Source organism: Streptomyces sp. NPDC060049 (assembly GCF_042736715.1).
Classification (GTDB): Bacteria; Actinomycetota; Actinomycetes; order Streptomycetales; family Streptomycetaceae; genus Streptomyces.
This window is the reverse complement of record NZ_JBHWVV010000009.1, coordinates 209,776-230,896: the sequence shown is the minus strand read 5'-3', so window position 1 is coordinate 230,896 and position 21,121 is coordinate 209,776. Positions and strand designations below refer to the sequence as shown.

Genomic DNA, 21,121 nt, shown 5'->3' with positions numbered 1-21,121 from the left:
GTTCCCGCCCCGCGTTCCCGCCCCGCGTTCCCGCCCCGCGTGGCGCGCCACGCGGAGGCGACCGAGAATGAGATGGCCGACAAGATCCATACCGGCGGCTCCGCACGACCGTGCCGGCCGCTCCGACTCACGATGGCGGCCGCACCGAAGAGGGTGGCGCGCGAGCACGTCGGGCAGCGCCACTACGGGACGGGGAGGCACCCTTCTTCCCCCGCATGCTGTCAAGGACTCAGGTGATCGCACATGTGCCGATGGCTCGCCTATTCGGGGACACCCATGCTGCTCGACACCATTCTCTACAAACCCGCCCATTCGCTGATCGACCAGAGCCTGCACTCCAAGCTCGGTGTGGAGACCACGAACGGCGACGGGTTCGGTGTGGGCTGGTACGCGGAGGACGTCGAATCCCCGGCGCTCCTCAGGGACGTCGGTCCCGCCTGGAACAACCGCAACCTGCGGGAGATGGCGGACCATGTCCGTTCGCGGCTCTTCTTCGCCCACATCCGGGCGTCGACCGGCACCGCGGTGCAGCAGTCGAACTGCCACCCCTTCCGGCACGGCCGTTGGATGTTCATGCACAACGGGGCCATCACCGGTTTTCACCTGATGCGCCGCGACCTCACCCTGCTCGTCGATCCCGCCCTGTATGCCGACATCGGGGGAACGACGGACTCCGAGGTGATGTTCTACCTCGCCCTCACCTTCGGACTGGACCAAGACCCGCCGGCCGCCGTGGCCCGGATGGCGGGAGTCGTGGAGCGTGCCGGGCACGACCACGGCATCGAGTTCCCGCTCCAGATGACCCTCGCCATCACCGACGGCGAACGCGTCTGGGCCTTCCGCTACTCCAGCGGCCATGACTCCCGGTCGCTGTTCTACAGCAGCCGGGTGGACGCACTGCGCAGGCTGCACCCCGATGTCGCGTTCCTGAAGGACATCGGGGAGGAGACCCGCCTCATCGTGTCCGAACCCCTCGGCGACCTGCCCGGAGCCTGGAACGAAGTCCCGGAGAGCACCTACGGCGTCGTCCAGTCCGGCGACGACGCGTTGCACCCCTTCGCCCCGGTACCCGCTTGAGACCCGGTACCCGCTTGAGACCCGGGCGAGTGAGGCCCCGGCGCCGCGGCGCCCGGGCCACTTCACCGATCGGCCTCCGGACCGGGAACGCGGGAGCGGGGGCAGGCGTTGAGCGGGGTAGTGGCCGACGGAGAAAGAGGTGTCCGCAGATGTCAGCGAGCGGAAAGGTCGCGGTTGCCGGAGTCGTGGCAGCCATCGTGCTGTTCTGGTTGGTCGGGTTCTGGGCGGGACTGCTGGTCCTGATCGGAGTGCCGACGGCCGCCTACCTGCTGTTGGACTCCTCTCAGCGTCGTAGGCTCCGGGGCATGTCCAGGAAACAGATCGGCCGCTGAGGGCGGCAAGGGGGCGGTGGTTCATGAGTACGGCACGTGCGCCACGGGTCGCGGCGGTCAGCAGCAACGGCGTCTATTCGTTCACGAAGCCCCCGAGGGAGAGCATCACGCTCCTCGAGGGGCTGGGGGTCGAGGGCGACGTGCACGCGGGGGTCACGGTCAAGCACCGTTCCCGTGTGGCCCAGGACCCGACGCAGCCGAATCTGCGGCAGGTGCACCTCATCCACCGGGAGCTCTTCGAGGAGGTGGCGCGGGCGGGCCACCAGGTCGAGCCGGGACAGCTCGGGGAGAACGTGACGACCGAGGGCATAGACCTGCTCGGCCTCCCGGCGGGCACCCTGCTGCGCCTCGGTGAGGAGGCCGTCGTCGAGGTCACCGGTCTGCGCAATCCGTGCGTGCAGATCGATGCCTTCCAGCACGGGCTGCTCAAGCGGGTCGTGAGCCGGGACGAGGAGGGCAAGCTGCTCCGCAAGGCCGGAATCATGGGCGTGGTCCGCCGGGGCGGCACCATCCGGCCCGGCGACACCATCGGCGTCACCCTTCCGCCGGCCCCGCACGTCCCGCTCGGCCGGGTCTGATCCCGGCTCCGGATTCCGCGACCGGACAGCCTCGGCGACAGTCGGTCCGGGCTCATCCCCGCTCGCGCGAGATCCGCGGCATCGACGAACTCGTCGGCTTCATGCGACGGGCCGAGGTCGAGGGGGACCACACCCGCCACCTCACCTCAGACCCGCTGGCGGACGTCGACGGCGACCAGGCGGCCGCCTCGGCGAATTCGCTCGTGCGCGCCGCCGCTAGCCTGCGGCTCAGTAGTAGTCCCGCATCAGCACGGTCGCCCACTGCGGCTGGCGGTGGTCGCCGCGCGGGCCGAACTCCGCCATGTACGGCTTGAGGTCGAGCACCGGGGTGCCCGCCACCGCGTCCAGGCCCTCCACGTGCACCTGCGGACCCCCGACCGCCTGGGCGTCGACCTTCACGACGCGGCAGCGCGAGACGCCCAACCGGTTCGGCCGGTTCTTGCCGCGCTGCGCGAAGATGCCGACGAGGGGCCAGTCCGGATTGCCCCGGGGGTGCCGGGCGCCCGTCTCGATCTTCTCCGGCGGTACCCGGTCGAAGTGGTAGACCACCTCGACGTGCGAGAAGTCCTCCAGCCCGTACAGCGCCTCGGGCCCGAACCGCTCCCCGTCCAGGCGGATCACCGCCGTCTCCCGCCCCCAGTCGTCGTCGACGACCTCCTCGCGGCCGCCCACCACCACACCGACGGGGCGCATGTCCACCGGACCCACCGTCACAGCACCCCCCTCGTGTTCACGCCGGCCGCACCGCGACGCGGTCCAGTGCCGCCAACAGCTCCGTCAGCTCCGGGATGTCCCCGTCCGCCTCGGGCGGAACCGCCAGTACCTCGCTCGGCTCCTCGTCCAGCAGGACGAAGGCCGCCCCGCCCGTACGGGCCACCAATGACCAGCCGGGGCCGTCCACGCGCAGGGTGCGCGCCTCCTCGCCCGCGAAGGACGACCGGACCCGGCCGGGCGGCGGCGCGGTCCGGGTGTAGCCCAGCGCCTCCTTCAGGGCCCGCGCCAGCCCCGGGTGCGAGGCGGCCGCGGCCCCGCCGTCCGAGGCCACGCGCCCGCTCCAGTCCGCCCACTCCCGGGCGATCTGGTCGGCGCCCATCCGCCGCTGCACCGGCCCCCAGGCCTCGGCCGACGGCGGCGCCAGCGGCACCCGCCCCGTGCCGTCCGCGCCCTGCTCCGGATCGTGCGGCTCCGGGATGCCCGCCGTCGCCACCGCGAGCTCCAGCGGCCAGCCCGCCAGCGAGACCACGATGGACCGTTCGTCGGGGGACAGGTCGTACTCCATCCCGCAGTCCCACGAGGCGATGGCCATGGCCACGAGCGAGACGTCGTCGATCACGACCGTCCAGCGCGCGCCCTCCTCGTCCTGGCCGAGCACCAGCCCGTACCCGGCGGCCGCCGGCGGCACGCCCAGCAGCGAGCAGGCCTCGGGGAAGTCGTCTCCCAGGATGCTCGGGAACTGCGCGGGGGTCAGCAGTACGGCAGTCAGCACGTACAGCGAACCGCCGTCCTCCTCGTCGGACACGTGGCCTCCCGGTCGTTCTCTCGTCGGCGCACCCTAACCAGCGGGTAACCGCCGCGTCGAGGGCTCGAGGGAGTCGATTTCCAAGCCTGCTACCTGCACGTAGAGTTGGCCACCCGCCACAGAAAGGGGCCCCGGTGCAGCGCTACGACCGGCTGAGGGAGATCCTCCGGCTCGATCCGGACGAGGACTTCCTGGCCATCTACCGGCTCACCGCCACCTTCGAATTCCCCTGGGACTTCGCCCGCGCCCTGGAACTGGCCCTCTTTCGCACCTACGCCGTCCCGAGCATCGGCAGGCTCCTCGCCGAGACCGGCGAGTTCACCGACCGCTCGCAGAAGCGCTACGACGACACCGCGCTGCTCCTCGACGCCGTCGTCGAGCACGGCTTCGGGTCGGACACCGCGCGCACGGCGATCCGCCGCGTCAACCAGATGCACCGCGGCTACGACATCACCAACGAGGACATGCGCTACGTCCTGTGTACGTTCGTGGTGATTCCGGCGCGCTGGATCGACGCGTACGGCTGGCGCTCCCTGACCCACCACGAGCGCCGTGCCTGCGCGAACTACTACGCCACCCTCGGCGGCCATCTGGGCATCACGGACGTCCCGGGCTCCTACGAGGAGTTCGAAACGGCTCTGGACGCCTACGAGGAAGCCCACTTCGGATGGGACGAGGGCGGCCGCGAGGTCGCCGACGCCACCATCGAGCTGATGGCCTCCTGGTACCCGGCGCGGCTGGCCCCCGCCGTCCGCCGCGGTGCTCTCGCCCTCCTCGACGAGCCGCTGCTGCGCGCCTTCCGCTACGAGGCCCCGCACCCCGGTCTGCTGCGGCTGGTCCGCGGAGCCCTGCGGCTGCGCGGGCGCGCGGTCCGGCTGCTGCCCCCGCGCCGGGCCCCGCACTACGCCCGCCAGAATCCGGAGATCAAGGGCTACCCCCGCGGCTATGACGTGGGCGAGCTCGGCACGTTCCCGGTGGCCGGCCCCGGCGGGTGTCCCGTACCGCGGCCACGGCGCGCGACCGAAGCGGAAGCCGAACCTCCGGCTTGATTCGGACCGCCTCCCCGGACCCCGCGCAAGGAGGCGGCGTACGAGGTCGCCCCTTCAGGGTGTGCGGACGGCCAGCGCGAGGAACCGCGCCTCCTCGTCGGCGTACGAGGTCATCCGCCAGCCCGAACCGGCCAGCAGCGGACCGAGGTTGTGCTCCGCCCGCAGGTCGTCCGCGGTCAGTTCGCGGCCGTGGCGCGCCGCCAGGGCCTCCCGCCCGATCGGGTGGAACAGTGCGAGCCGGCCGCCGGGGCGGACCACGCGGGCGAGCTCGCGCAGGTTGGCCCCCGGGTCGGGCAGGTGCGCGATGAGGCCGGCGGCGAAGACGGCGTCCAGTGCCCCGTCGCGCAGCGGCAGCCGCGCCGCGTCCGCGAGCAGCAGTACGCCCGCCGCGCCCCGGCCGGCGTCCCGCGCGGCGGCGAGCATCTGCGGGGTGAGGTCCGCGCCGATGACGGTCCCCGAGGGGCCCACGGCCGCGCGCAGCTCCGGCAGCGCCCGGCCGGTGCCGCAGCCCGCGTCGAGCACCCGCTCTCCGGGCCGCAGTCCGAATTCGGCCACCGCGGCCGCGAAGGCGGGCCCGTCCCCGGGGAACTTGCGGTCCCAGCCGGCCGCGCGGGCCCCGAAGAACTCCTGGACGCGGGTGGGATCCTGTGTGCGGTCTTCGCTCATGCGCCCATGATTCCCCACCGGGGCACCGGCACATGCGCACATGCCTGCGGAACGTGTGCAAGGTGGTACGCGGGGTGATCGGAGATGAAGGTATCTCTGTCATATTCCAGCAGTTCCAGTGGCTTTCGAAATGCTCCCCTTGTTCGCGCCCTCACCCGCACTAGCGTCCCGTGGCCATGGGACACCTGGACCACGCCGCCTATGGCTGGCTTACCCCCGCGCTGTCATACGTGATGGCTTCCATCGGCGCCGCCCTCGGGCTGCGCTGCACCGTTCGCGCACTCGCCGCCCCGACCGGAGCCTCGCGCCGTAACTGGCTCCTCACGGCGGCCTCGGCCATCGGGACCGGCATCTGGACGATGCACTTCGTCGCGATGCTCGGCTTCCACGTCAACGGGACCGAGATCCACTACAACGTGCCGCTGACCATCCTCAGTCTCCTCGTCGCCATGACCGTCGTCGGCGCCGGAGTCTTCGCCGTGGGCTACGGCAAGGACCGCGGCCGCGCCCTGGTCCTCGGCGGCCTCACCACCGGCCTCGGCGTCGCCAGCATGCACTACCTGGGCATGGCCGCCCTTCGCCTGCACGGCTCGGTCTCCTACGAGCCGTTGACGGTCGGGCTCTCCATCGCCATCGCCGTGGTCGCCGCCACCGCTGCCCTGTGGGCCGCGCTCAACATCAAGTCCCCGGTCGCCGTCGCCGTCGCCTCGCTCCTCATGGGCGCCGCCGTCAGCAGCATGCACTACACCGGAATGCTCGCCGTCGCGGTGAACGTCGTCCCCTCGGACCAGGCGCTGCCGGGCGCGAGCGCCATGCAGTTCATCTTCCCGCTCGCCGTCGGCCTCGGCTCCTACCTCTTCATCACCTCCGCGTTCGTCGCGCTCTCCCCGACCGCGGACGAGCGCGAGGCCTCCGCCGCCGCGTCGGCCGACCGGCGGCTGGGTGGTCGGGGCGGGACGGGCGCGGCTTCCACCCCCGCACCGGCCCCGACCCGCTGAGGCCGCGCGGTCCGCGGCACGGCCGCCCGCCGCGGCCGCCGTCACCGCCGCCCGCCCCTCCCCGCACGCCGCCACCGTCACCGCCCCGCACGTACGCACCGCCCGGAACGAGGAGCCCATGCGCAGACCCCGCAGAACACCGGAAGCGGCGCCGCCGCACCCGCCCGCTCCTGCGGGCGCCCGCGGCAAGGGGACGGGCCGCAGGGCGCACGCCGGACCGCCCGCCGAGGAGCCGTTGCACCACCACGACGCCCCACTGGGCGCGCCGGCCGCCGGGGGCCTCGGCGGCGGCGGGCTTCGGCTGCGACTGCGCCCCGCCACCGTCCGCGCGAAGATCGTCTCGCTGCTGATGGTGCCGGTGGTCTCCCTGCTCGCCCTCTGGGCCTTCGCCACCGTCGACGCGGCCCAGGACATGGCCCGCCTCGGCCGTGCCCAGCAGGTCGACCGGGAACTGCGGGTCCCGGTCACCGCCGCCATCACCCAGCTGCAGGCAGAACGGCGCACGGCCCTGCGGCTGCTGGCCGAGCCCACCGACGGCCGGGCGGCGGCCGCCCAAGCCCCCGGCCAGGCAGAAGCCCTCGACCAGCAGGTGCGCCGCACCGACACCGCCGTACGGGCTCTGCGGCTCGGTGACCGCAACACGGTCGCCGACTCCGGCGGATACCGCAGTGACATCGTCGTGCGGCTGCGCGTCTTCGTCGCCGCCGCCGAAGGGCTCGGCCCGGTGCGCGCGGACGTGGCCGGGCGCCGCGCGACGCCCGAAGCCGCCTACGAGTCGTACACCCGGGTGATCGACGCGGCGCTGGAGTTCGGCGGCGCCCTCTCCGGCGGCGGCGAGGACGCCGAACTCGGCCCCGACGCCCGGGTCCTGCTGGAGTTCGCGCGAGCGGGCGAGCAGCTCTCCCGGGAGGACGCGCTGCTGGCGGTTCCGGGGCCACGTGCCGGCGAATCGCTTCGCCGCCTGGCCGGCGCGGTCGAGACCCGCCGGTCCCTGACCGACTCCGCCGCCCGGGACCTGCCCGCCGCACAGCGGGACGCCTGGCAGGCGGTGGCCAAGAGCGCCGCCTACGCCGAGCTCACCGGGGCCGAGGACCGGGCGCTGTCCGCCACCGCCGGGGCGGCCGCGGAGGCCGCCGCGACGAAGGACCCCCGCGCCGCCGTGGCACCCGCCGGCTGGGAGGCCGCCTACGCTTCCGTCGCCGCCTCGATGCGCGAGCTCGAGAACGCCGCCCACACCGAGGCCGCCGACCGCGCCGACCCGTTCGGCACGGGAGCGCTCAGCCCCGCCGGAGCAGCCGTCGTACTGGGCCTGGCCGCCGTGGCCGCCTCGCTCGTCATCTCGGTCCGCATCGGCCGGGTCCTGGTCGTCGAGCTGGTCTCGCTGCGCAACACCGCGCTGGAGATCGCGCACCGCGAACTCCCGCGGGCCATGGACCGGCTGCGGGCCGGCCAGGACGTCGACGTGGCCGCCGAGAGCCCGCCGGGCCCGCCCGCCGAGGACGAGATCGCACAGGTCGGGGAGGCGCTGGCCACCGTCCACCGGGCCGCGCTCAGCGCCGCGGTCGAACGGGCCGAGCTGGCCAGCGGGGTGAGCGGCGTCTTCGTCAACCTCGCCCGGCGCAGCCAGGTCCTGGTGCACAAGCAGCTCACCCTGCTCGACTCGATGGAGCGGCGCGCCGACGATCCGAACGAGCTCGGCGACCTCTTCCGTCTCGACCACCTCACCACCCGGATGCGGCGGCACGCGGAAAGTCTGATCATCCTGTCGGGCGCGGCCCCGGGGCGCGCCTGGCGGATGCCGATCCCACTGACGAACGTCGTACGGGCCGCCGTCTCCGAGATCGAGGACTACCCGCGCGTCGAGGTCCGCCAGCTCGCCGAGGCCGCCGTCGTCGGCGGCGCGGTCGCCGACCTCACCCACCTGCTCGCCGAACTGATCGAGAACGCCACCCAGTTCTCGCCGCCCCACACCAAGGTGCGGGTCAGCGGTGAACCCGTCGGCGCCGGCTACGTCCTGGAGGTGGAGGACCGCGGGCTCGGCATGGGCCGCGCGTCCCTCGACGAGGCCAACCGGCGCATCGAGCAGTCCGAGGCGCTCGACCTCTTCGACAGCGACCGGCTCGGACTCTTCGTGGTCAGCCGGCTCTCCGCCCGCCACGGTGTGAAAGTGCACCTGCGCACGTCACCGTACGGCGGCACCACCGCCGTGGTGCTGCTCCCGAACTCCCTGCTCCAGGGCGCCATCACGGCCGCCCCGGAACGGGCCCCCGCGCTGGAATCGGAACAGGCCCGCGAAGCGGCTCCCGGGCAGCCTCCGGCCCACTCCGAGGCCTACTTCCGGACGCGGGCAGAGCCCCGGTCCCCGGCGCAGCCCCCGGCCATGAGCGTCGTACGGGACGACGCGCGCGGGATCCCGCTCCCGGAGCGGAGCCCGGCCCGGGAGGAGCCCCGCGCCGCCGCCCCGGTGGCCCCGCTGCGACCGCGGGGACCCGGCGAGGGCCTTCCCCGTACGCCCGTCCCGGCGGTGGCGCCCGGACCGGCGGCCGCGGCGCCGGGAGCCTCGTCCGGCCCGTCCGGATCCGTCACCGAACTGCCGCGCCGGGTCCGCCAGGCGAGCCTGGTGCCGCAGCTGCGCGAGGCACCCGCCCCCGAGGACCCGGCCGGTGCGCGGGGGCCCGGGGATCCGCCCGGGCGCAGCCCCGAGCAGGCGCGGGACCGGATGGCGGCGTACCGGGCGGGTTGGGCGCGCGGCACCCGGGCCGGGGCCCACGAGAACTCCCCTCACGCAGGCAGCGAAGGCGAAGGAGAACGGTGATGATCGAGCATCAGAGGACCGACCTCGGCGGCGTCCGCGGGTCCGGCGAGCTGGACTGGCTGCTGGACGACCTGGTGGTCCGCGTCCGCGAGGTCCGGCACGCGGTGGTCCTGTCCAACGACGGCCTGGCGGTGGGCGCTTCCAGCGCACTCACCCGTGAGGACGCCGAACACCTGGCGGCCGTGGCCTCCGGATTCCACAGCCTGGCCAAGGGTGCGGGCCGGCACTTCCACGCCGGGGGCGTGCGCCAGACGATGGTGGAGATGGACGAGGGCTTCCTCTTCGTGGCCGCCGCCGGTGACGGCTCCTGCCTGGCCGTGCTCAGCGGGGCCGGAGCGGACATGGGGCTGATCGCCTACGAGATGGCCCGGCTGGTGAAGCGGGTCGGCGAGCACCTGTACACCCCGCCCCGGTTCGCGGCACGCCCGCCGGCCGCCGGTTGAGGGCGGCGGCCTTGAGCACGAACGGCCAGTGGTACGACGCCGACGCGGGCCCGCTCGTCCGTCCGTACGCCATGACCGGCGGGCGTACGAAGCCGGGACCCCACGGAGTCCGCTTCGACCTGATCGCGCTGGTCGCCGTCGACCCGTCGGGGTCGGACGCGGCGGCCGAGTCGCTGCTGGGCCCCGAACACCGGGCGCTGCTCGGCTTGTGCCGGGACGAGACCCAGTCGGTGGCGGAGCTCGCGGCGGACGCGGACCTGCCCGTGGGTGTGGTGCGGGTGCTGCTCGGGGACCTGCTGGAGGCCGGCCACGTCAAGGTCAGCCGGCCGGTGCCGCCCGCGCAACTGCCGGACGAGCGGATTCTGCGGGAAGTCATCGAGGGATTGCGAGCGCTGTGATGGGACTGCACGACGACGGGCCGGCGCCGGACGCCGGGGACGGCGAGGAACTGACCGCGCTCGCGCTGAAGATACTCGTGGCCGGCGGCTTCGGCGTGGGCAAGACCACCCTGGTCGGCGCGGTCAGCGAGATCCGGCCGCTGCGGACGGAGGAACTGCTCAGCGAGGCGGGCGAGCTCGTCGACGACACGGGCGGCGTCGACCAGAAGACGACGACGACCGTGGCCATGGACTTCGGGCGCATCACCATCCGGTCGGGGCTGTCGCTGTACCTGTTCGGGACGCCGGGGCAGGACCGGTTCTGGTTCCTGTGGGACGAGTTGTCGCAGGGCGCGCTCGGCGCGGTGGTGCTCGCCGACACGCGGCGGCTGGAGGACTGCTTCCCCGCGGTGGACTACTTCGAGCACCGGCGGATCCCCTTCGTGGTGGCCGTGAACTGCTTCACCACGGCCACGCGGTACGGGGCTCACGAGGTGTCGCGGGCGCTGGACCTGGACCAGGGAACACCGGTGGTGCTGTGCGACGCGCGGGACAAGGACTCGGGGAAGGAAGTTCTGATCCGGCTGGTGGAGTACGCGGGCCGGGTGCACACGGCGCGACTGCTGGATTCGGTGGAGCCGCAGGCCGATTCCGTGTGAACCGGCCTGCGGGACGCGCTCAGTCGGTGACGCCCGCTGCCGAGACCACCTTGTCGACGCTGACGCGGACGAGGAGCTCCCCGGGGACGGCGTTGCGGCGGCCGAAGGCCTCGGCGCGTTCCGGGCCCATGTAGCGGGCGCCGATCCTCGTCGCCCAGGCGAGCATCTCCTCGGGTCCGTCCGCGTGTTCACCGATCCCGGCGCGGCCCTGGAGGACGACGTAGGAGAAGGGCGGCCGGTCGTCGTCCACACAGAGCGCGACCCGGCCGTCGCGGGCCAGATTGCGCCCCTTGACGGTGTCCTTCCCCGTGGTGAACACGAAGGAATCACCGTCGAGAACGAACCAGATGGGAGTGATGTGGGGGCTTCCGTCCTCGCGGACGGTGGAGAGCTTGCCGGTACGGGTGGCATGGGAGACGAACTCCCGCCATTCCTCTTGAGTCATCTTCTTCACCATGGGTCCATCCTCCTTGCCGGAAAGCACCTGGTGGGGAAGGCTGGCGACACGACTACGCGGGGTGGGGCGCGGCCGTGTCGGCCGCGTCGACGGGGAGGGACTTGATATGGCGCTGGACAAGCAGCTCGACTGGCTGCTGGACGATCTGACGCGGCGGGTGCAGCAGGTCCGGCACGCGGTGGTGCTCTCGAACGACGGCCTGGTGACAGGGGCGAGCGCTGGCCTGGCGCGGGAGGACGCGGAGCACCTGGCGGCCGTGGCGGCGGGGCTGCAGAGCCTTGCGAAGGGATCGGGACGGCACTTCCGGGCGGGTGAGGTGCGCCAGACGATGGTCGAGTTCGACGACGGCGTCCTCTTCGTCATGGCGGCGGGCCCGGGTAGCTGTCTGTGCGTGCTGAGCGCCGCCGAGGCCGACATCGGGCACGTGGCGTACGAGATGACCCTGCTCGTGAACCGGGTGGGGGAACACCTGGGCGTCGCGGAGCGGCGGATCACGGGCGGCTGACCTGGGGTTCGGCGGGTTGTCCACAGGCCCCGCGCGATGTCGTCGCGCTCCGTTACGGTCTTCACACACAGTAATCACTTCTGGTGGGGAGAGCGTGATGGCAGGGACGACGCAGTTGACGCGGATGACACAGGCGACGCCGGCGGTGCGGGCGGCGGAGCGGGTGCGCACGGCGCAAGCGGCACGCACGGGGCGAGCGGTGCGGACGGTGGGTGCGGAGCGCGCGGCGAAGCCGGGGCCGACTCATCCGCCGGGTGCCCCCGAGGGTGACGCTGCGGTCGCGCGCACGGAAGCCGCGGACGGATCGCTCGGTGGCGGACAGGCCGCGGAGGAACTGGCGCTGAGCCGGGTCGAGTTCGCCCGCGCCGTCCATTTGGGCATCGTGCGCGCCGGACCGGCCGGCCCCGGCGGGGCCGCCCGCTTCACCCGGACCGAGCTCGACCGGGTCCGCTCGGCCGCGGGGTTCCCGCACGCGCTGCGCGAGCGCGTGGAGACCGTGGCGGGCGCGGCGGCCGCGGCCGCGGCCCTGGGAGTGGGCCCGAGTCGCTTCACCCGGCTCGCGCGCTGTGGGCACATCACCCCGGTGGCATACCGGATCAACCGGTACCGGGCGGTGGTGTGGCTCTATCTGGCAGCGGAACTACGGGACTTCGCTGCCCGGGAGCCCGGGATGCTCCGCGGGAGCGCGCCGCCGGCGGACCGGGAGCTGATGGCGGCCAAGGCCGACCTGCGCCCGGAGAAGTGGCGCGAGCGCCACGTCGGGCTCCTGCTGGGCCGCACCGCGGATCCGTGGGAGCGAGCGGCCGTACTGGCCTCGGTACTGCCGGAGGAGGACCTCCGGGAGGCCGTGCCCGATCCGGCCGAGCGGATCGTGCTCGCCGCGCTCGCCCCGCCCGCGCCGTACGGGCACCCACAGGTCCCGGCGGCTGCGGCCGTGGCGACCCGGCTGCTGCGGGCGGAGCCGCCGCAGGAAAGCGGCCTGTACCGCGTCAGCCTGGAGTTCGCGCTGACCGGCGCCCGAGGTCAGTCGAAGTCGACGGGTGAGAGGGGGCCGACGTAGACCCAGGCCCCGTCCTCGCGGGAGAAGGCGCTGTGCTCGTGCAAGGAGCCCTGGTGCCGGCCCTCGCGGTAGTGCGCCCGGAACTCCACCGCGCCCTCCGTCTCGAACATCCCGCCGCGCTCGGTCGCCAGGACCTCCAGCCGCTCCCAGCGCTGCCCGGGGTCGAGGTCGAGGTCGCCCGGCCGGGTCGAAGAGTGCCAGGACCGCAAGAGATAGGCGGTGTCTCCGACGGCGAAGGCACTGAACCGGGAGCGCATCAGCAGCTCGGCGGTGGACGCCCGCCGCTCACCGGAGTGGAAGCGGCCGCAGCACTCCGGGTAGGCGGCGGGCAGCCCGCAGGGGCAGGGGAGGGCGGGGGTGGGCATGGGCGCACTCGGTTCTCGGGGGAGGGACGGGACTACTGCGGTGACACGGCCGGCTTGAAGGCCGCCTTGGCGCCGTACGGGCGGAAGAGCCCTTCTTGGACCACCGAAACCAGCAGTCTGCCCTCGAGGTCGTAGATGCGGCCACGGGCCAGGCCCCGGCCGCCGTGGGCGATGGGCGACTCCTGGTCGTACAGGAACCACTCGTCCGTCCGGAAGGGCCGGTGGAACCACATGGCGTGGTCGAGGGAGGCCATGTCGAAACCGCGCATGCCCCACAGGGGTTCGACGGGGATGCGCACGGCGTCGAGGAGTGTCATGTCACTGGCGTAGGTGAGCGCGCAGGTGTGCACGAGCGGGTCGTCGCCGAGCGGGCCGACGGCGCGCATCCACACCGCGCTGCGCGGATCGGCGTCCTTGAGTTCCTCGGGGGTCCAACGGAGCCGGTCGACGTAACGGATGTCGAAGGGCTGGCGGCGGGCCATCCGCTCCAGCGCCTCCGGCAGCGCGCCCAGGTGTTCGCGGATCTCGTCCACGACCTTCGGGAGCGTGTCCGGGTGGGGGAAATCGAGGCGGGGAGGCAGCTGGTGTTCGATGCTGCCCTCCTCCGGGTGATGGAAGGAGGCGGTCAGATTGAAGATGGTCTTGCCCTGCTGGACCGCGGTGACCCGGCGCGTGGTGAAGGAGCGCCCGTCGCGCACCCGCTCCACCTGGTACACGATCGGCACCCCCGGGATACCGGGGCGCAGGAAGTACGCGTGGAGGGAGTGGACGGGCCGGTCGCTCTCCGTGGTGCGGCCGGCCGCCACCAGTGCCTGGCCGGCGACCTGGCCGCCGAAGACGCGCTGGAGGGACTCCTGGGGGCTCGCGCCCCGGAAGATGTTGACCTCGATCTGCTCCAGATCGAGCAGATCGACCAGCTTCTCGGCGGGGTTCGTCATCAGAGGATCTCCACTGTCGGGGCCGGCGGCCGCGGTGGCGCCGGTCGGTTGCTGGCGGGGCCCCCGCTCGGACGAGGCCCGGGGACGGTCAGAGCTGCCCGAGCTCGCCCACCGAGGTGACGCGGATGACGGCCCGGGCCTCCTCGTCGGAGGCGGCGAGGTCGACCTCGGCGCTGATGCCCCAGCCATGGTCCCCGTTGGGGTCGGCGAAGGTCTGGCGGACGCGCCACAGGCCGTGCGCCGCGTCCTCTTCGATCTGGAGCAGCTTGGGGCCGCGCGCGTCGGGGCCGGTGCCCAGATCGTCGTACTCGTCCCAGTAGCCGTCCATGGCGTCGCCCCAGGCGTCGGCGTCCCAGCCGGAGTCGCCGTCCAGCTCTCCCAGCACGTTGACGTGGTCGAGGGCGGCCAGCTCCACCCGGCGGAACATGGCGTTGCGGACCAGGACGCGGAAGGCGCGGGCGTTCGCGGTGACCGGCTTGACCTGGTCGGCCTTCTCCTGGGCCTGCTCCGCCGTCTCCACCTCCGGGTTCGCCAGCTGCTCCCACTCGTCGAGCAGGCTGGAGTCGACCTGGCGGACCAGCTCGCCGAGCCAGGCGATCAGGTCCTCGAGGTCCTCGGACTTGAGGTCGTCGGGGATGGTGTGGTCCAGCGCCTTGAAGGCGCTCGCCAGATAGCGCAGCACGATGCCCTCGGTACGGGCGAGTTCGTAGTACGACGTGAACTCCGTGAAGGTCATCGCGCGTTCGTACATGTCACGGATGATCGACTTAGGGGACACCGGGTGGTCGCGGACCCACGGGTGGCTCTTGCTGTACACGTCGTAGGCGTGCAGGAGCAGCTCTTCGAGGGGCTTGGGATAGGTGATGCCCTGGAGCCGCTCCATCCTCTCCTCGTACTCGACACCGTCGGCCTTCATCGCGCCCACGGCCGTGCCGCGTTCCTTGTTCTGCTGGGCGGCGAGGATCTGGCGCGGGTCGTCCAGCGTGGACTCGACGACCGAGACCATGTCCAGGGCGTAGGAAGGGGACTCCGGGTCCAGCAGGTCGAAGGAGGCGAGCGCGAAGGTGGACAGCGGCTGGTTCAGCGCGAAGTCCTGCTGGAGGTCGACGGTGAGGCGGATCGTGCGGCCCTCGGCGTCGGGAGTGTCGAGCTTCTCGACGACGCCGCCGTCCAGCAGCGATCGGTAGATGGCGATGGCCCGGCGGATGTGGCGCAGCTGTGCCTTGCGCGGCTCGTGGTTGTCCTCGAGCAGGTGGCGCATCGCCTTGAAGGCGTCGCCGGGCCGCGCGATGACCGACAGGAGCATGATGTTGGTGACCTTGAAGCGCGAGGTCAGCGCCTCCGGGTCGGCGGCGATGAGCTTCTCGAAGGTGGTGTCCGACCAGGCCACGAAGCCCTCGGGGGCCTTCTTGCGGACCACCTTGCGGCGCTTCTTCGGGTCGTCGCCCGCCTTCGCCAGGGCCTTCTCGTTCTCGATGACGTGCTCGGGAGCCTGCGCCACCACATAGCCGGCGGTGTCGAAGCCGGCCCGGCCGGCGCGGCCGGCGATCTGGTGGAACTCGCGGGCGCGCAGCGTGCGGACGCGGGTGCCGTCGTACTTGGTCAGCGCGGTGAACAGCACCGTGCGGATCGGGACGTTGACGCCGACGCCGAGGGTGTCGGTGCCGCAGATGACCTTCAGCAGACCGGCCTGGGCCAGCTTCTCCACCAGGCGGCGGTACTTGGGCAGCATGCCCGCGTGGTGCACGCCGATGCCGTGGCGGACGTAGCGCGAGAGGTTCTGGCCGAACTTCGTGGTGAAGCGGAAGTTGCCGATCAGCTCGGCGATCTTGTCCTTCTCCTCGCGGGTGCACATGTTGATGCTCATCAGCGACTGCGCCCGCTCGACGGCCTGCGCCTGGGTGAAGTGCACGATGTAGACCGGCGCCTGCCGGGTCTCCAGCAGCTCGGTGATCGTGTCGGTGATCGGCGTCGTGACGTACTCGTACGACAGCGGGACGGGCCGGGTCGCGGAGCGGACCATCGATGTGGGCCGGCCCGTGCGCCGGGTCAGGTCCTCCTCGAACCGCTTCATGTCGCCGAGCGTCGCGGACATCAGGACGAACTGCGCCTGCGGCAGCTCCAGCAGCGGGATCTGCCAGGCCCAGCCGCGGTCCGGCTCCGCGTAGAAGTGGAACTCGTCCATCACGACCTGGCCGATGTCGGCGTACTTGCCGTCGCGCAGGGCGATCGAGGCCAGCACCTCGGCGGTGCAGCAGATCACCGGGGCGTCCGCGTTCACGGAGGCGTCGCCGGTCAGCATGCCGACGTTCTCGGTGCCGAAGAGCTTGCAGAGGTCGAAGAACTTCTCGGAGACCAGCGCCTTGATGGGGGCGGTGTAGAAGGTGACCTTGTCCTGGGCCAGCGCGGTGAAGTGCGCGCCCGCCGCGACCAGGCTCTTGCCGGAGCCGGTCGGCGTGGAAAGGATCACGTTCGCACCCGAGACGACCTCGATCAGCGCTTCCTCCTGAGCCGGGTACAGGGTGATGCCCTGGTCCTCCGCCCACGAGGAGAAAGCCTCGAAGAGGGCATCGGGGTCGGCGTTCGGCGGCAGCTGATCAATGAGGGTCACACCCCCCATCTTGCCTGGCTTCGCCCCGGATGAGGGAACCGGCGGAAAGACGGAAGATCATCGACGGTACGCTGTGCCGTCGATGCGGCCCGAACGACACCGTCGACAGGGTCGGCCAGCACACCACCGGGGCGGGGAACGACCATGATGGGTCCGGCGCACTCACTGTCGGGGGCAGCGGCCTGGCTGGGGGTGGGCGCGGCGGCCGCCGCCGCCGGGCACCCGATGCCCTGGCCCGTCCTCGTCGTCGGCGCGCTCATCTGCGCCGGAGCCGCCCTCGCTCCCGACCTCGACCACAAGTCGGCGACGATCTCCCGGGCCTTCGGCCCGCTCTCCCGGGGCCTGTGCGAGGTGGTCGACAAGATCTCCTACGGCGTCTACAAGGCCACGCGGGCCCCGCGCGACGCGCGCCGCACCGGGGGCCACCGCACCCTGACGCACACCTGGGTCTGGGCCGTCCTGATCGGCGCCGGCTCCTCCGCGATCGCCGTCACCGCCGACCGGTGGGGCGTGCTCGCCATCCTCTTCGTCCATCTGGTCCTCGCCGTCGAAGGCCTGCTGTGGCGGGCCGCCCGCATGTCCAGCGACGTTCTGGTCTGGCTGCTCGGCGCGACCAGCGCCTGGATCCTGGCCGGCGTGCTCGACCAGCCCGGCAACGGCGCCGGCTGGCTCTTCACCGGAACCGGCCAGGAGTACCTGTGGCTCGGCCTGCCGGTCGTGCTCGGCGCCCTGGTCCACGACATCGGCGACGCCCTGACCGTCTCCGGCTGCCCGATCCTGTGGCCCCTGCCCATCCGGGGCAAGCGCTGGTACCCGATCGGCCCGCCCAAGCTGATGCGCTTCCGCGCGGGCAGCTGGGTCGAGCTCAAGGTCCTCATGCCGGTGTTCATGCTGCTCGGCGGCGTCGGCGGGGCCTCGGCCCTCGGGTTCTTCTAGGCCGTCTCTTTCGGAACTTGCCGCGCCCGGGCCGCCGGGCCGGGCCGCAGCGGACCGGCCGGTGGACGACGAGGGCCCCGCGCCCTCCGCAGGGGGACACGGGGCCCTCGTACGGCTTACGTGCGTGCGCGTCACCCGTGCCAGGAGCGCCACAGGGCGGCGTACGCGCCGTCGGCCGCGACCAGGGCGTCGTGCGAGCCGAGCTCGCTGATCCGGCCGCCCTCGACCACCGCGATCACATCCGCGTCGTGCGCGGTGTGCAGCCGGTGCGCGATCGCGATCACCGTGCGGCCCTCCAGCACCCTGGCCAGCGAGCGCTCCAAGTGCCGGGCCGCGCGCGGGTCCAGCAGCGAGGTGGCCTCGTCCAGTACCAGCGTGTGCGGGTCCGCCAGTACGAGCCGGGCCAGCGCGATCTGCTGTGCCTGCGCCGGCGTCAGCGCCGCGGATCCCGAGCCGACCTCGGTGTCCAGACCGGCGTCCAGCGCCCGCGCCCAGTCCTGCGCGTCGACCGCGCCGAGCGCCGCCCACAGCTCGTCGTCACCGGCCTGCGTACGCGCGAGGCGCAGATTGTCGCGCAGCGAGCCCACGAACACGTGGTGCTCCTGATTGACCAGGGCCACGTGCTCGCGCACCCGCTCGGCCGACATCCGCGACAGCCTCGCCCCGCCGAGCGTGATCTCGCCGGTCCGGGGCGCGTAGATGCCCGCGAGCAGTCGGCCCAGCGTGGACTTGCCCGCGCCCGAGGGCCCGACCAGGGCCATCCGGGTGCCCGGCGGAACGGACATCGAGACCTGGTGCAGCACGTCGACGCCCTCGCGGTAGCCGAAGTGCACCTGGTCCGCCCGGACGTCCCGGCCGTCCGGGGCGACGCCCGCGTCGCCCGCGTCCGGCTCGATCTCCCGCACGCCCACCAGCCGGGCCAGCGAGACCTGTGCGACCTGCAGCTCGTCGTACCAGCGAAGGACCAGGCCGATCGGGTCGACCATCATCTGCGCGAGCAGCGCGCCCGTGGTCAGCTGCCCCAACGACATCCAGCCCTGGAGCACGCAGTACCCGCCGATCATCAGCACGGAGCCGAGGATCGTCACGTACGAGACGCTGACCACCGGGAACAGGACCGTCCTCAGGAACAGCGTGTAGCGCTCCCAGGCGGTCCACTCCTTGATCCGCCGCTCCGACAGCTCGATCCTGCGCGCGCCGAGGCGGTGCGCCTCGATGGTGCGGCCCGCGTCCACCGTCTCGGTGAGCACGGCCGCCACCGCCGCGTACCCGGCCGCCTCCGAACGGTAGGCCCGGGGCGCCCGCTTGAAGTACCAGCGGCAGCCGATCACCAGGATCGGCAGTGCCGCCAGCGCCGCCAGTGCCAGCGGCGGCGCGGTCACGGCGAGCGCCCCGTAGAGCAGACTCGCCCAGACCACGCCGATGGCCAGCTGGGGCACGGCCTCGCGCATCGCGTTGGCCAGCCGGTCGATGTCGGTGGTGATCCGCGAGAGCAGGTCGCCGGTTCCGGCGCGCTCCAGAACGCCCGGGGGCAGGCCCACCGACCGTACGAGGAAGTCCTCGCGCAGATCGGCCAGCATCTCCTCGCCGAGCATCGCCCCGCGCAGCCGGACCAGCCGGACGAACACGGTCTGGATGCCCAGTGCCAGCGCGAACAGCAGTCCCACGCGCCCCAGATGGAGCTCGCGCGCCCCCGCCGTGAGCTGGTCCACCACCTGGCCCAGCAGGTACGGGCCCACCATGGAGGCGATGACCGCGACCGTGTTCACCCCCACCAGCACGGCGAAGGCCCGCCGGTGGCGGCGGAACAGGCCGCGCACGTAGCCCCGTACGGTCTGTGACGTGCCCACGGGCAGGGTCGCGGCCGTTTCGGGGGCCGCCGGATCGTATTGCGGCGGCGCCACGCCGATCATGCGGATTCCTCGATCTCTGTCAGTACGGATTCGAGTCGCGAGAGCCGCTGTTCGTCCTCGGTCTCGCGGGTGACGACAGCGCGGTAGCGCGGATCGCCGTGCAGCAGCTCGCGGTGCGTGCCGCTCGCCGCCACCGCGCCCTCGTGGACGAGGATGACGCGGTCGGCGCGGTCCAGCAGCAGCGGCGAGGACGCCAGCACCACCGTCGTGCGTCCGGTGCGCAGGGCCGCGATCCCCTCGGCGACGCGCGCCTCGGTGTGCGAGTCGACGGCTGAGGTCGGCTCGTCCAGCACGAGCACCTCCGGGTCGGTGACCAGGGATCGGGCCAGCGCGAGCCGTTGGCGCTGACCGCCGGACAGCGACCGGCCGCGCTCGGTGATCCGGGCGTCCATCGGGTCGCCCACCCCGTCCGGGGCGGACTGCAGCAGGGCGTCCAGTACGTCCGCGCACTGGGCCGCCCCGAGCGCCTCCGCGGGGGTGACCGAGCCTGAAGCCGGTACGTCGAACAGCTCCCGCAGCGTCCCGGACAGCAGGATCGGGTCCTTGTCCTGTACGAGGACCAGCGTGCGCGCCGTGTCCAGCGCGAGTTCGTCCAGCGCGACCCCGCCCAGCAGGACGGAGGGCCCGGCCGCGGCGTCCATCGGATGCCCTCCCAGGCGCTCCGCGAGCCGGCCCGCCAGGTCGGGGTCACCGCAGACCACGGCGGTGAACCGGCCCGCGGGGGCGAGCACTCCCGTCTCGGGGTCGTACAGGTCGCCGCCCGGGGCGGGGGCCTGCGCCACGGCCGACACCGGCGCGCCGGAGCCCTCTGGCGCGTCCGCGTTCGTCCGCGTCAGCGACAGCACCCGGGCGGCCCGCTTGGCGGAGGGGCGCGAGAAGGAGTACGCCATCGCGATCTCCTCGAAGTGCCGCAGCGGATAGAGCATGGTCGCCACCGCACTGAAGGCCGCGACGAGTTCACCGACCGCCAGCCGGCCGTCGAGCACCAGGGTGGAGCCGTACCAGACCACCGTGATCAGGAGCGTGCCCGGCAGCAGTACCTGGATCGCGGAGATCAGCGCCCACATCCGGGCGCTGCGCACGGCCGCCTCGCGGACCTCCTGCGAGGCCTCGCGGTAGCGGCCGAGGAAGAGCTCCTCGCCGCCGATGCCGCGCAGCACCCGCAGGCCCGCCACGGTGTCGGAAGCCAACTCGGTGGCCCGGCCCGCCTTCTCCCGCTGGATGTCGGCGCGCTGCGTGGCGCGCGGCAGCAGCGGCAGTACGGCCAGCGCGAGCACCGGCATGCCGACGGCCACGACCACGCCGATCGTGGGCGCGTAGAAGAGCAGGACGACGCAGCCGATGACCAGGGTGAGAGCGGCGGCGGCGAAGCGGGAGACCGCCTCGACGAACCAGCCGATCTTCTCCACGTCGCCCGTGGACACCGCCACCACCTCGCCCGCGGCGACCCGCTGGGTCAGGGCCGAGCCCAGTTCGGCGGTCTTGCGGGCGAGCAGCTGCTGGACCCGCGCGGCGGCGGTGATCCAGTTGGTGACGGCGGTCCGGTGCAGCATCGCCTCGCCGAGGGAGATCGCGGCACCGAGCAGCGCGATCAGGCCGCCGACCCACAACAGGCGGGCGCCGTCGCGGTCCACGACCGCGTCGACGCCCAGGCCCACGGCGTACGGCAGTCCTGCCACGCCGCCGAAGTGGAGGAGCCCCCAGCACAGGCTTTTGGCCTGTCCGCCGAGTTGGCCCCGCCCCAGCCACCAGAGGAAGCGGGGGCCGGAGCGAGCGTCGGGTACCCCTGGGTCCGGATACGGAAGATCGCTGATCTGCATGAC

General features: G+C 72.8%; 22 protein-coding genes. 13 read left to right on the top strand and 9 right to left on the bottom strand.

Annotated features, from left to right (window positions below):
• Positions 1-243: 243 nt before the first annotated feature.
• The 4 genes from ACFWBY_RS19075 (at position 244) to ACFWBY_RS19060 (ending at position 2,301) form a co-directional block, all read left to right on the top strand.
• The gene (locus tag ACFWBY_RS19075) at positions 244-1,077 is read left to right on the top strand and encodes a class II glutamine amidotransferase (RefSeq protein WP_385339703.1); all 834 of its coding nucleotides are present in this window, start codon (positions 244-246) and stop codon (positions 1,075-1,077) included.
• Between the two features lie 149 nt (positions 1,078-1,226).
• On the top strand, positions 1,227-1,409 hold the full coding sequence (locus tag ACFWBY_RS19070) for a hypothetical protein (RefSeq protein WP_385339700.1): 183 nt from the start codon (positions 1,227-1,229) through the stop codon (positions 1,407-1,409).
• Positions 1,410-1,432: 23 nt separating this feature from the next.
• Positions 1,433-1,987, top strand: a complete 555-nt coding sequence (locus ACFWBY_RS19065) for an MOSC domain-containing protein (protein WP_385339697.1) — start codon at positions 1,433-1,435, stop codon at positions 1,985-1,987.
• Positions 1,984-2,301 carry a nuclear transport factor 2 family protein gene (locus ACFWBY_RS19060; protein ID WP_385339741.1) on the top strand — a complete coding sequence of 106 codons (318 nt, stop codon included), beginning with the start codon at positions 1,984-1,986 and terminating at the stop codon, positions 2,299-2,301. The genes ACFWBY_RS19065 and ACFWBY_RS19060 overlap by 4 nt, the downstream gene beginning before the upstream one ends.
• On the opposite strand, the gene ACFWBY_RS19055 is transcribed toward ACFWBY_RS19060, so the two are convergent.
• Entirely contained in the window at positions 2,216-2,680 is a 465-nt protein-coding gene (locus ACFWBY_RS19055; protein WP_385339738.1) for an SAM-dependent methyltransferase, read from the bottom strand. The two genes, ACFWBY_RS19060 and ACFWBY_RS19055, sit on opposite strands and share 86 nt — an antisense overlap.
• Positions 2,681-2,717: 37 nt before the next feature.
• The gene (locus tag ACFWBY_RS19050) at positions 2,718-3,506 is read right to left on the bottom strand and encodes a hypothetical protein (protein ID WP_385339694.1); all 789 of its coding nucleotides are present in this window, start codon (positions 3,504-3,506) and stop codon (positions 2,718-2,720) included.
• A gap of 134 nt (positions 3,507-3,640) precedes the next feature.
• Here ACFWBY_RS19050 and ACFWBY_RS19045 point away from each other — a divergent pair, with 134 nt between their 5' ends.
• Positions 3,641-4,555: an oxygenase MpaB family protein gene (locus tag ACFWBY_RS19045; RefSeq protein ID WP_385339691.1), complete on the top strand. Its 915-nt coding sequence runs from the start codon at positions 3,641-3,643 to the stop codon at positions 4,553-4,555.
• A 54-nt stretch (positions 4,556-4,609) separates the two neighbouring features.
• Here ACFWBY_RS19045 and ACFWBY_RS19040 read toward each other — a convergent pair whose 3' ends face one another.
• On the bottom strand, positions 4,610-5,221 hold the full coding sequence (locus tag ACFWBY_RS19040) for a class I SAM-dependent methyltransferase (RefSeq protein ID WP_385339688.1): 612 nt from the start codon (positions 5,219-5,221) through the stop codon (positions 4,610-4,612).
• Positions 5,222-5,397: 176 nt separating this feature from the next.
• Between ACFWBY_RS19040 and ACFWBY_RS19035 the strand changes: the two genes are divergently transcribed.
• The 5 genes from ACFWBY_RS19035 (at position 5,398) to ACFWBY_RS19015 (ending at position 10,513) form a co-directional block, all read left to right on the top strand.
• Positions 5,398-6,219: an MHYT domain-containing protein gene (locus ACFWBY_RS19035; RefSeq protein ID WP_385339685.1), complete on the top strand. Its 822-nt coding sequence runs from the start codon at positions 5,398-5,400 to the stop codon at positions 6,217-6,219.
• Positions 6,220-6,337: 118 nt separating this feature from the next.
• On the top strand, positions 6,338-9,034 hold the full coding sequence (locus ACFWBY_RS19030; protein WP_385339682.1) for a nitrate- and nitrite sensing domain-containing protein: 2,697 nt from the start codon (positions 6,338-6,340) through the stop codon (positions 9,032-9,034).
• Entirely contained in the window at positions 9,034-9,477 is a 444-nt protein-coding gene (locus tag ACFWBY_RS19025) for a roadblock/LC7 domain-containing protein (RefSeq protein WP_385339680.1), read from the top strand. The genes ACFWBY_RS19030 and ACFWBY_RS19025 overlap by 1 nt, the downstream gene beginning before the upstream one ends.
• 71 nt (positions 9,478-9,548) lie before the next feature.
• On the top strand, positions 9,549-9,875 hold the full coding sequence (locus ACFWBY_RS19020) for a DUF742 domain-containing protein (RefSeq protein WP_385339735.1): 327 nt from the start codon (positions 9,549-9,551) through the stop codon (positions 9,873-9,875).
• A complete protein-coding gene (locus ACFWBY_RS19015) occupies positions 9,875-10,513 on the top strand; it encodes an ATP/GTP-binding protein (protein ID WP_385339678.1) in 639 nt (212 codons plus the stop codon). Before ACFWBY_RS19020 ends, ACFWBY_RS19015 begins: the two co-directional genes overlap by 1 nt.
• Before the next feature lie 19 nt (positions 10,514-10,532).
• On the opposite strand, the gene ACFWBY_RS19010 is transcribed toward ACFWBY_RS19015, so the two are convergent.
• Positions 10,533-10,970, bottom strand: coding sequence for a PPOX class F420-dependent oxidoreductase (locus tag ACFWBY_RS19010; RefSeq protein WP_385339677.1), 438 nt, complete (start codon positions 10,968-10,970; stop codon positions 10,533-10,535).
• Positions 10,971-11,076: 106 nt separating this feature from the next.
• On the opposite strand from ACFWBY_RS19010, the gene ACFWBY_RS19005 reads away from it, so the two are divergent.
• Both ACFWBY_RS19005 and ACFWBY_RS19000 read left to right on the top strand, forming a co-directional pair.
• The gene (locus ACFWBY_RS19005; protein ID WP_385339674.1) at positions 11,077-11,475 is read left to right on the top strand and encodes a roadblock/LC7 domain-containing protein; all 399 of its coding nucleotides are present in this window, start codon (positions 11,077-11,079) and stop codon (positions 11,473-11,475) included.
• Positions 11,476-11,572: 97 nt separating this feature from the next.
• Entirely contained in the window at positions 11,573-12,535 is a 963-nt protein-coding gene (locus tag ACFWBY_RS19000) for a DUF6397 family protein (RefSeq protein ID WP_385339671.1), read from the top strand.
• Here the strand turns inward: ACFWBY_RS19000 and ACFWBY_RS18995 are convergent.
• From ACFWBY_RS18995 to ACFWBY_RS18985, 3 genes are all read right to left on the bottom strand, one after another.
• A complete protein-coding gene (locus tag ACFWBY_RS18995; RefSeq protein ID WP_385339668.1) occupies positions 12,499-12,900 on the bottom strand; it encodes a YchJ family protein in 402 nt (133 codons plus the stop codon). The two genes, ACFWBY_RS19000 and ACFWBY_RS18995, sit on opposite strands and share 37 nt — an antisense overlap.
• A gap of 32 nt (positions 12,901-12,932) precedes the next feature.
• Entirely contained in the window at positions 12,933-13,838 is a 906-nt protein-coding gene (locus tag ACFWBY_RS18990) for an acyl-CoA thioesterase (RefSeq protein WP_385339666.1), read from the bottom strand.
• 88 nt (positions 13,839-13,926) lie between these two features.
• Positions 13,927-16,449, bottom strand: coding sequence for a DEAD/DEAH box helicase (locus ACFWBY_RS18985; RefSeq protein ID WP_385339663.1), 2,523 nt, complete (start codon positions 16,447-16,449; stop codon positions 13,927-13,929).
• Between the two features lie 144 nt (positions 16,450-16,593).
• Here ACFWBY_RS18985 and ACFWBY_RS18980 point away from each other — a divergent pair, with 144 nt between their 5' ends.
• Complete coding sequence (locus ACFWBY_RS18980) at positions 16,594-17,385, top strand: metal-dependent hydrolase (RefSeq protein WP_385339660.1); 792 nt, start codon at positions 16,594-16,596, stop codon at positions 17,383-17,385.
• A gap of 131 nt (positions 17,386-17,516) precedes the next feature.
• Here ACFWBY_RS18980 and ACFWBY_RS18975 read toward each other — a convergent pair whose 3' ends face one another.
• Together ACFWBY_RS18975 and ACFWBY_RS18970 are read right to left on the bottom strand one after the other, a co-directional pair.
• On the bottom strand, positions 17,517-19,298 hold the full coding sequence (locus ACFWBY_RS18975; RefSeq protein WP_385339657.1) for an ABC transporter ATP-binding protein: 1,782 nt from the start codon (positions 19,296-19,298) through the stop codon (positions 17,517-17,519).
• Entirely contained in the window at positions 19,295-21,118 is a 1,824-nt protein-coding gene (locus ACFWBY_RS18970; protein WP_385339655.1) for an ABC transporter ATP-binding protein, read from the bottom strand. The genes ACFWBY_RS18975 and ACFWBY_RS18970 overlap by 4 nt, the downstream gene beginning before the upstream one ends.
• Positions 21,119-21,121: the final 3 nt, after the last annotated feature.

Excerpts from the sequence above, each read along its gene's own strand:
- ACFWBY_RS19075 (WP_385339703.1), top strand. The coding sequence starts at position 244 with ATGTGCCGATGGCTCGCCTATTCGGGGACACCCATGCTGCTCGACACC.
- ACFWBY_RS19070 (WP_385339700.1), top strand. The coding sequence starts at position 1,227 with ATGTCAGCGAGCGGAAAGGTCGCGGTTGCCGGAGTCGTGGCAGCCATC.
- ACFWBY_RS19065 (WP_385339697.1), top strand. The coding sequence starts at position 1,433 with ATGAGTACGGCACGTGCGCCACGGGTCGCGGCGGTCAGCAGCAACGGC.
- ACFWBY_RS19055 (WP_385339738.1), bottom strand. The coding sequence starts at position 2,680 with ATGCGCCCCGTCGGTGTGGTGGTGGGCGGCCGCGAGGAGGTCGTCGAC.
- ACFWBY_RS19040 (WP_385339688.1), bottom strand. The coding sequence starts at position 5,221 with ATGAGCGAAGACCGCACACAGGATCCCACCCGCGTCCAGGAGTTCTTC.
- ACFWBY_RS19035 (WP_385339685.1), top strand. The coding sequence starts at position 5,398 with ATGGGACACCTGGACCACGCCGCCTATGGCTGGCTTACCCCCGCGCTG.
- ACFWBY_RS19030 (WP_385339682.1), top strand. The coding sequence starts at position 6,338 with ATGCGCAGACCCCGCAGAACACCGGAAGCGGCGCCGCCGCACCCGCCC.
- ACFWBY_RS19025 (WP_385339680.1), top strand. The coding sequence starts at position 9,034 with ATGATCGAGCATCAGAGGACCGACCTCGGCGGCGTCCGCGGGTCCGGC.
- ACFWBY_RS19020 (WP_385339735.1), top strand. The coding sequence starts at position 9,549 with ATGACCGGCGGGCGTACGAAGCCGGGACCCCACGGAGTCCGCTTCGAC.
- ACFWBY_RS19015 (WP_385339678.1), top strand. The coding sequence starts at position 9,875 with ATGGGACTGCACGACGACGGGCCGGCGCCGGACGCCGGGGACGGCGAG.
- ACFWBY_RS19010 (WP_385339677.1), bottom strand. The coding sequence starts at position 10,970 with ATGGTGAAGAAGATGACTCAAGAGGAATGGCGGGAGTTCGTCTCCCAT.
- ACFWBY_RS19005 (WP_385339674.1), top strand. The coding sequence starts at position 11,077 with ATGGCGCTGGACAAGCAGCTCGACTGGCTGCTGGACGATCTGACGCGG.
- ACFWBY_RS19000 (WP_385339671.1), top strand. The coding sequence starts at position 11,573 with ATGGCAGGGACGACGCAGTTGACGCGGATGACACAGGCGACGCCGGCG.
- ACFWBY_RS18995 (WP_385339668.1), bottom strand. The coding sequence starts at position 12,900 with ATGCCCACCCCCGCCCTCCCCTGCCCCTGCGGGCTGCCCGCCGCCTAC.
- ACFWBY_RS18990 (WP_385339666.1), bottom strand. The coding sequence starts at position 13,838 with ATGACGAACCCCGCCGAGAAGCTGGTCGATCTGCTCGATCTGGAGCAG.
- ACFWBY_RS18980 (WP_385339660.1), top strand. The coding sequence starts at position 16,594 with ATGATGGGTCCGGCGCACTCACTGTCGGGGGCAGCGGCCTGGCTGGGG.
- ACFWBY_RS18975 (WP_385339657.1), bottom strand. The coding sequence starts at position 19,298 with ATGATCGGCGTGGCGCCGCCGCAATACGATCCGGCGGCCCCCGAAACG.
- ACFWBY_RS18970 (WP_385339655.1), bottom strand. The coding sequence starts at position 21,118 with ATGCAGATCAGCGATCTTCCGTATCCGGACCCAGGGGTACCCGACGCT.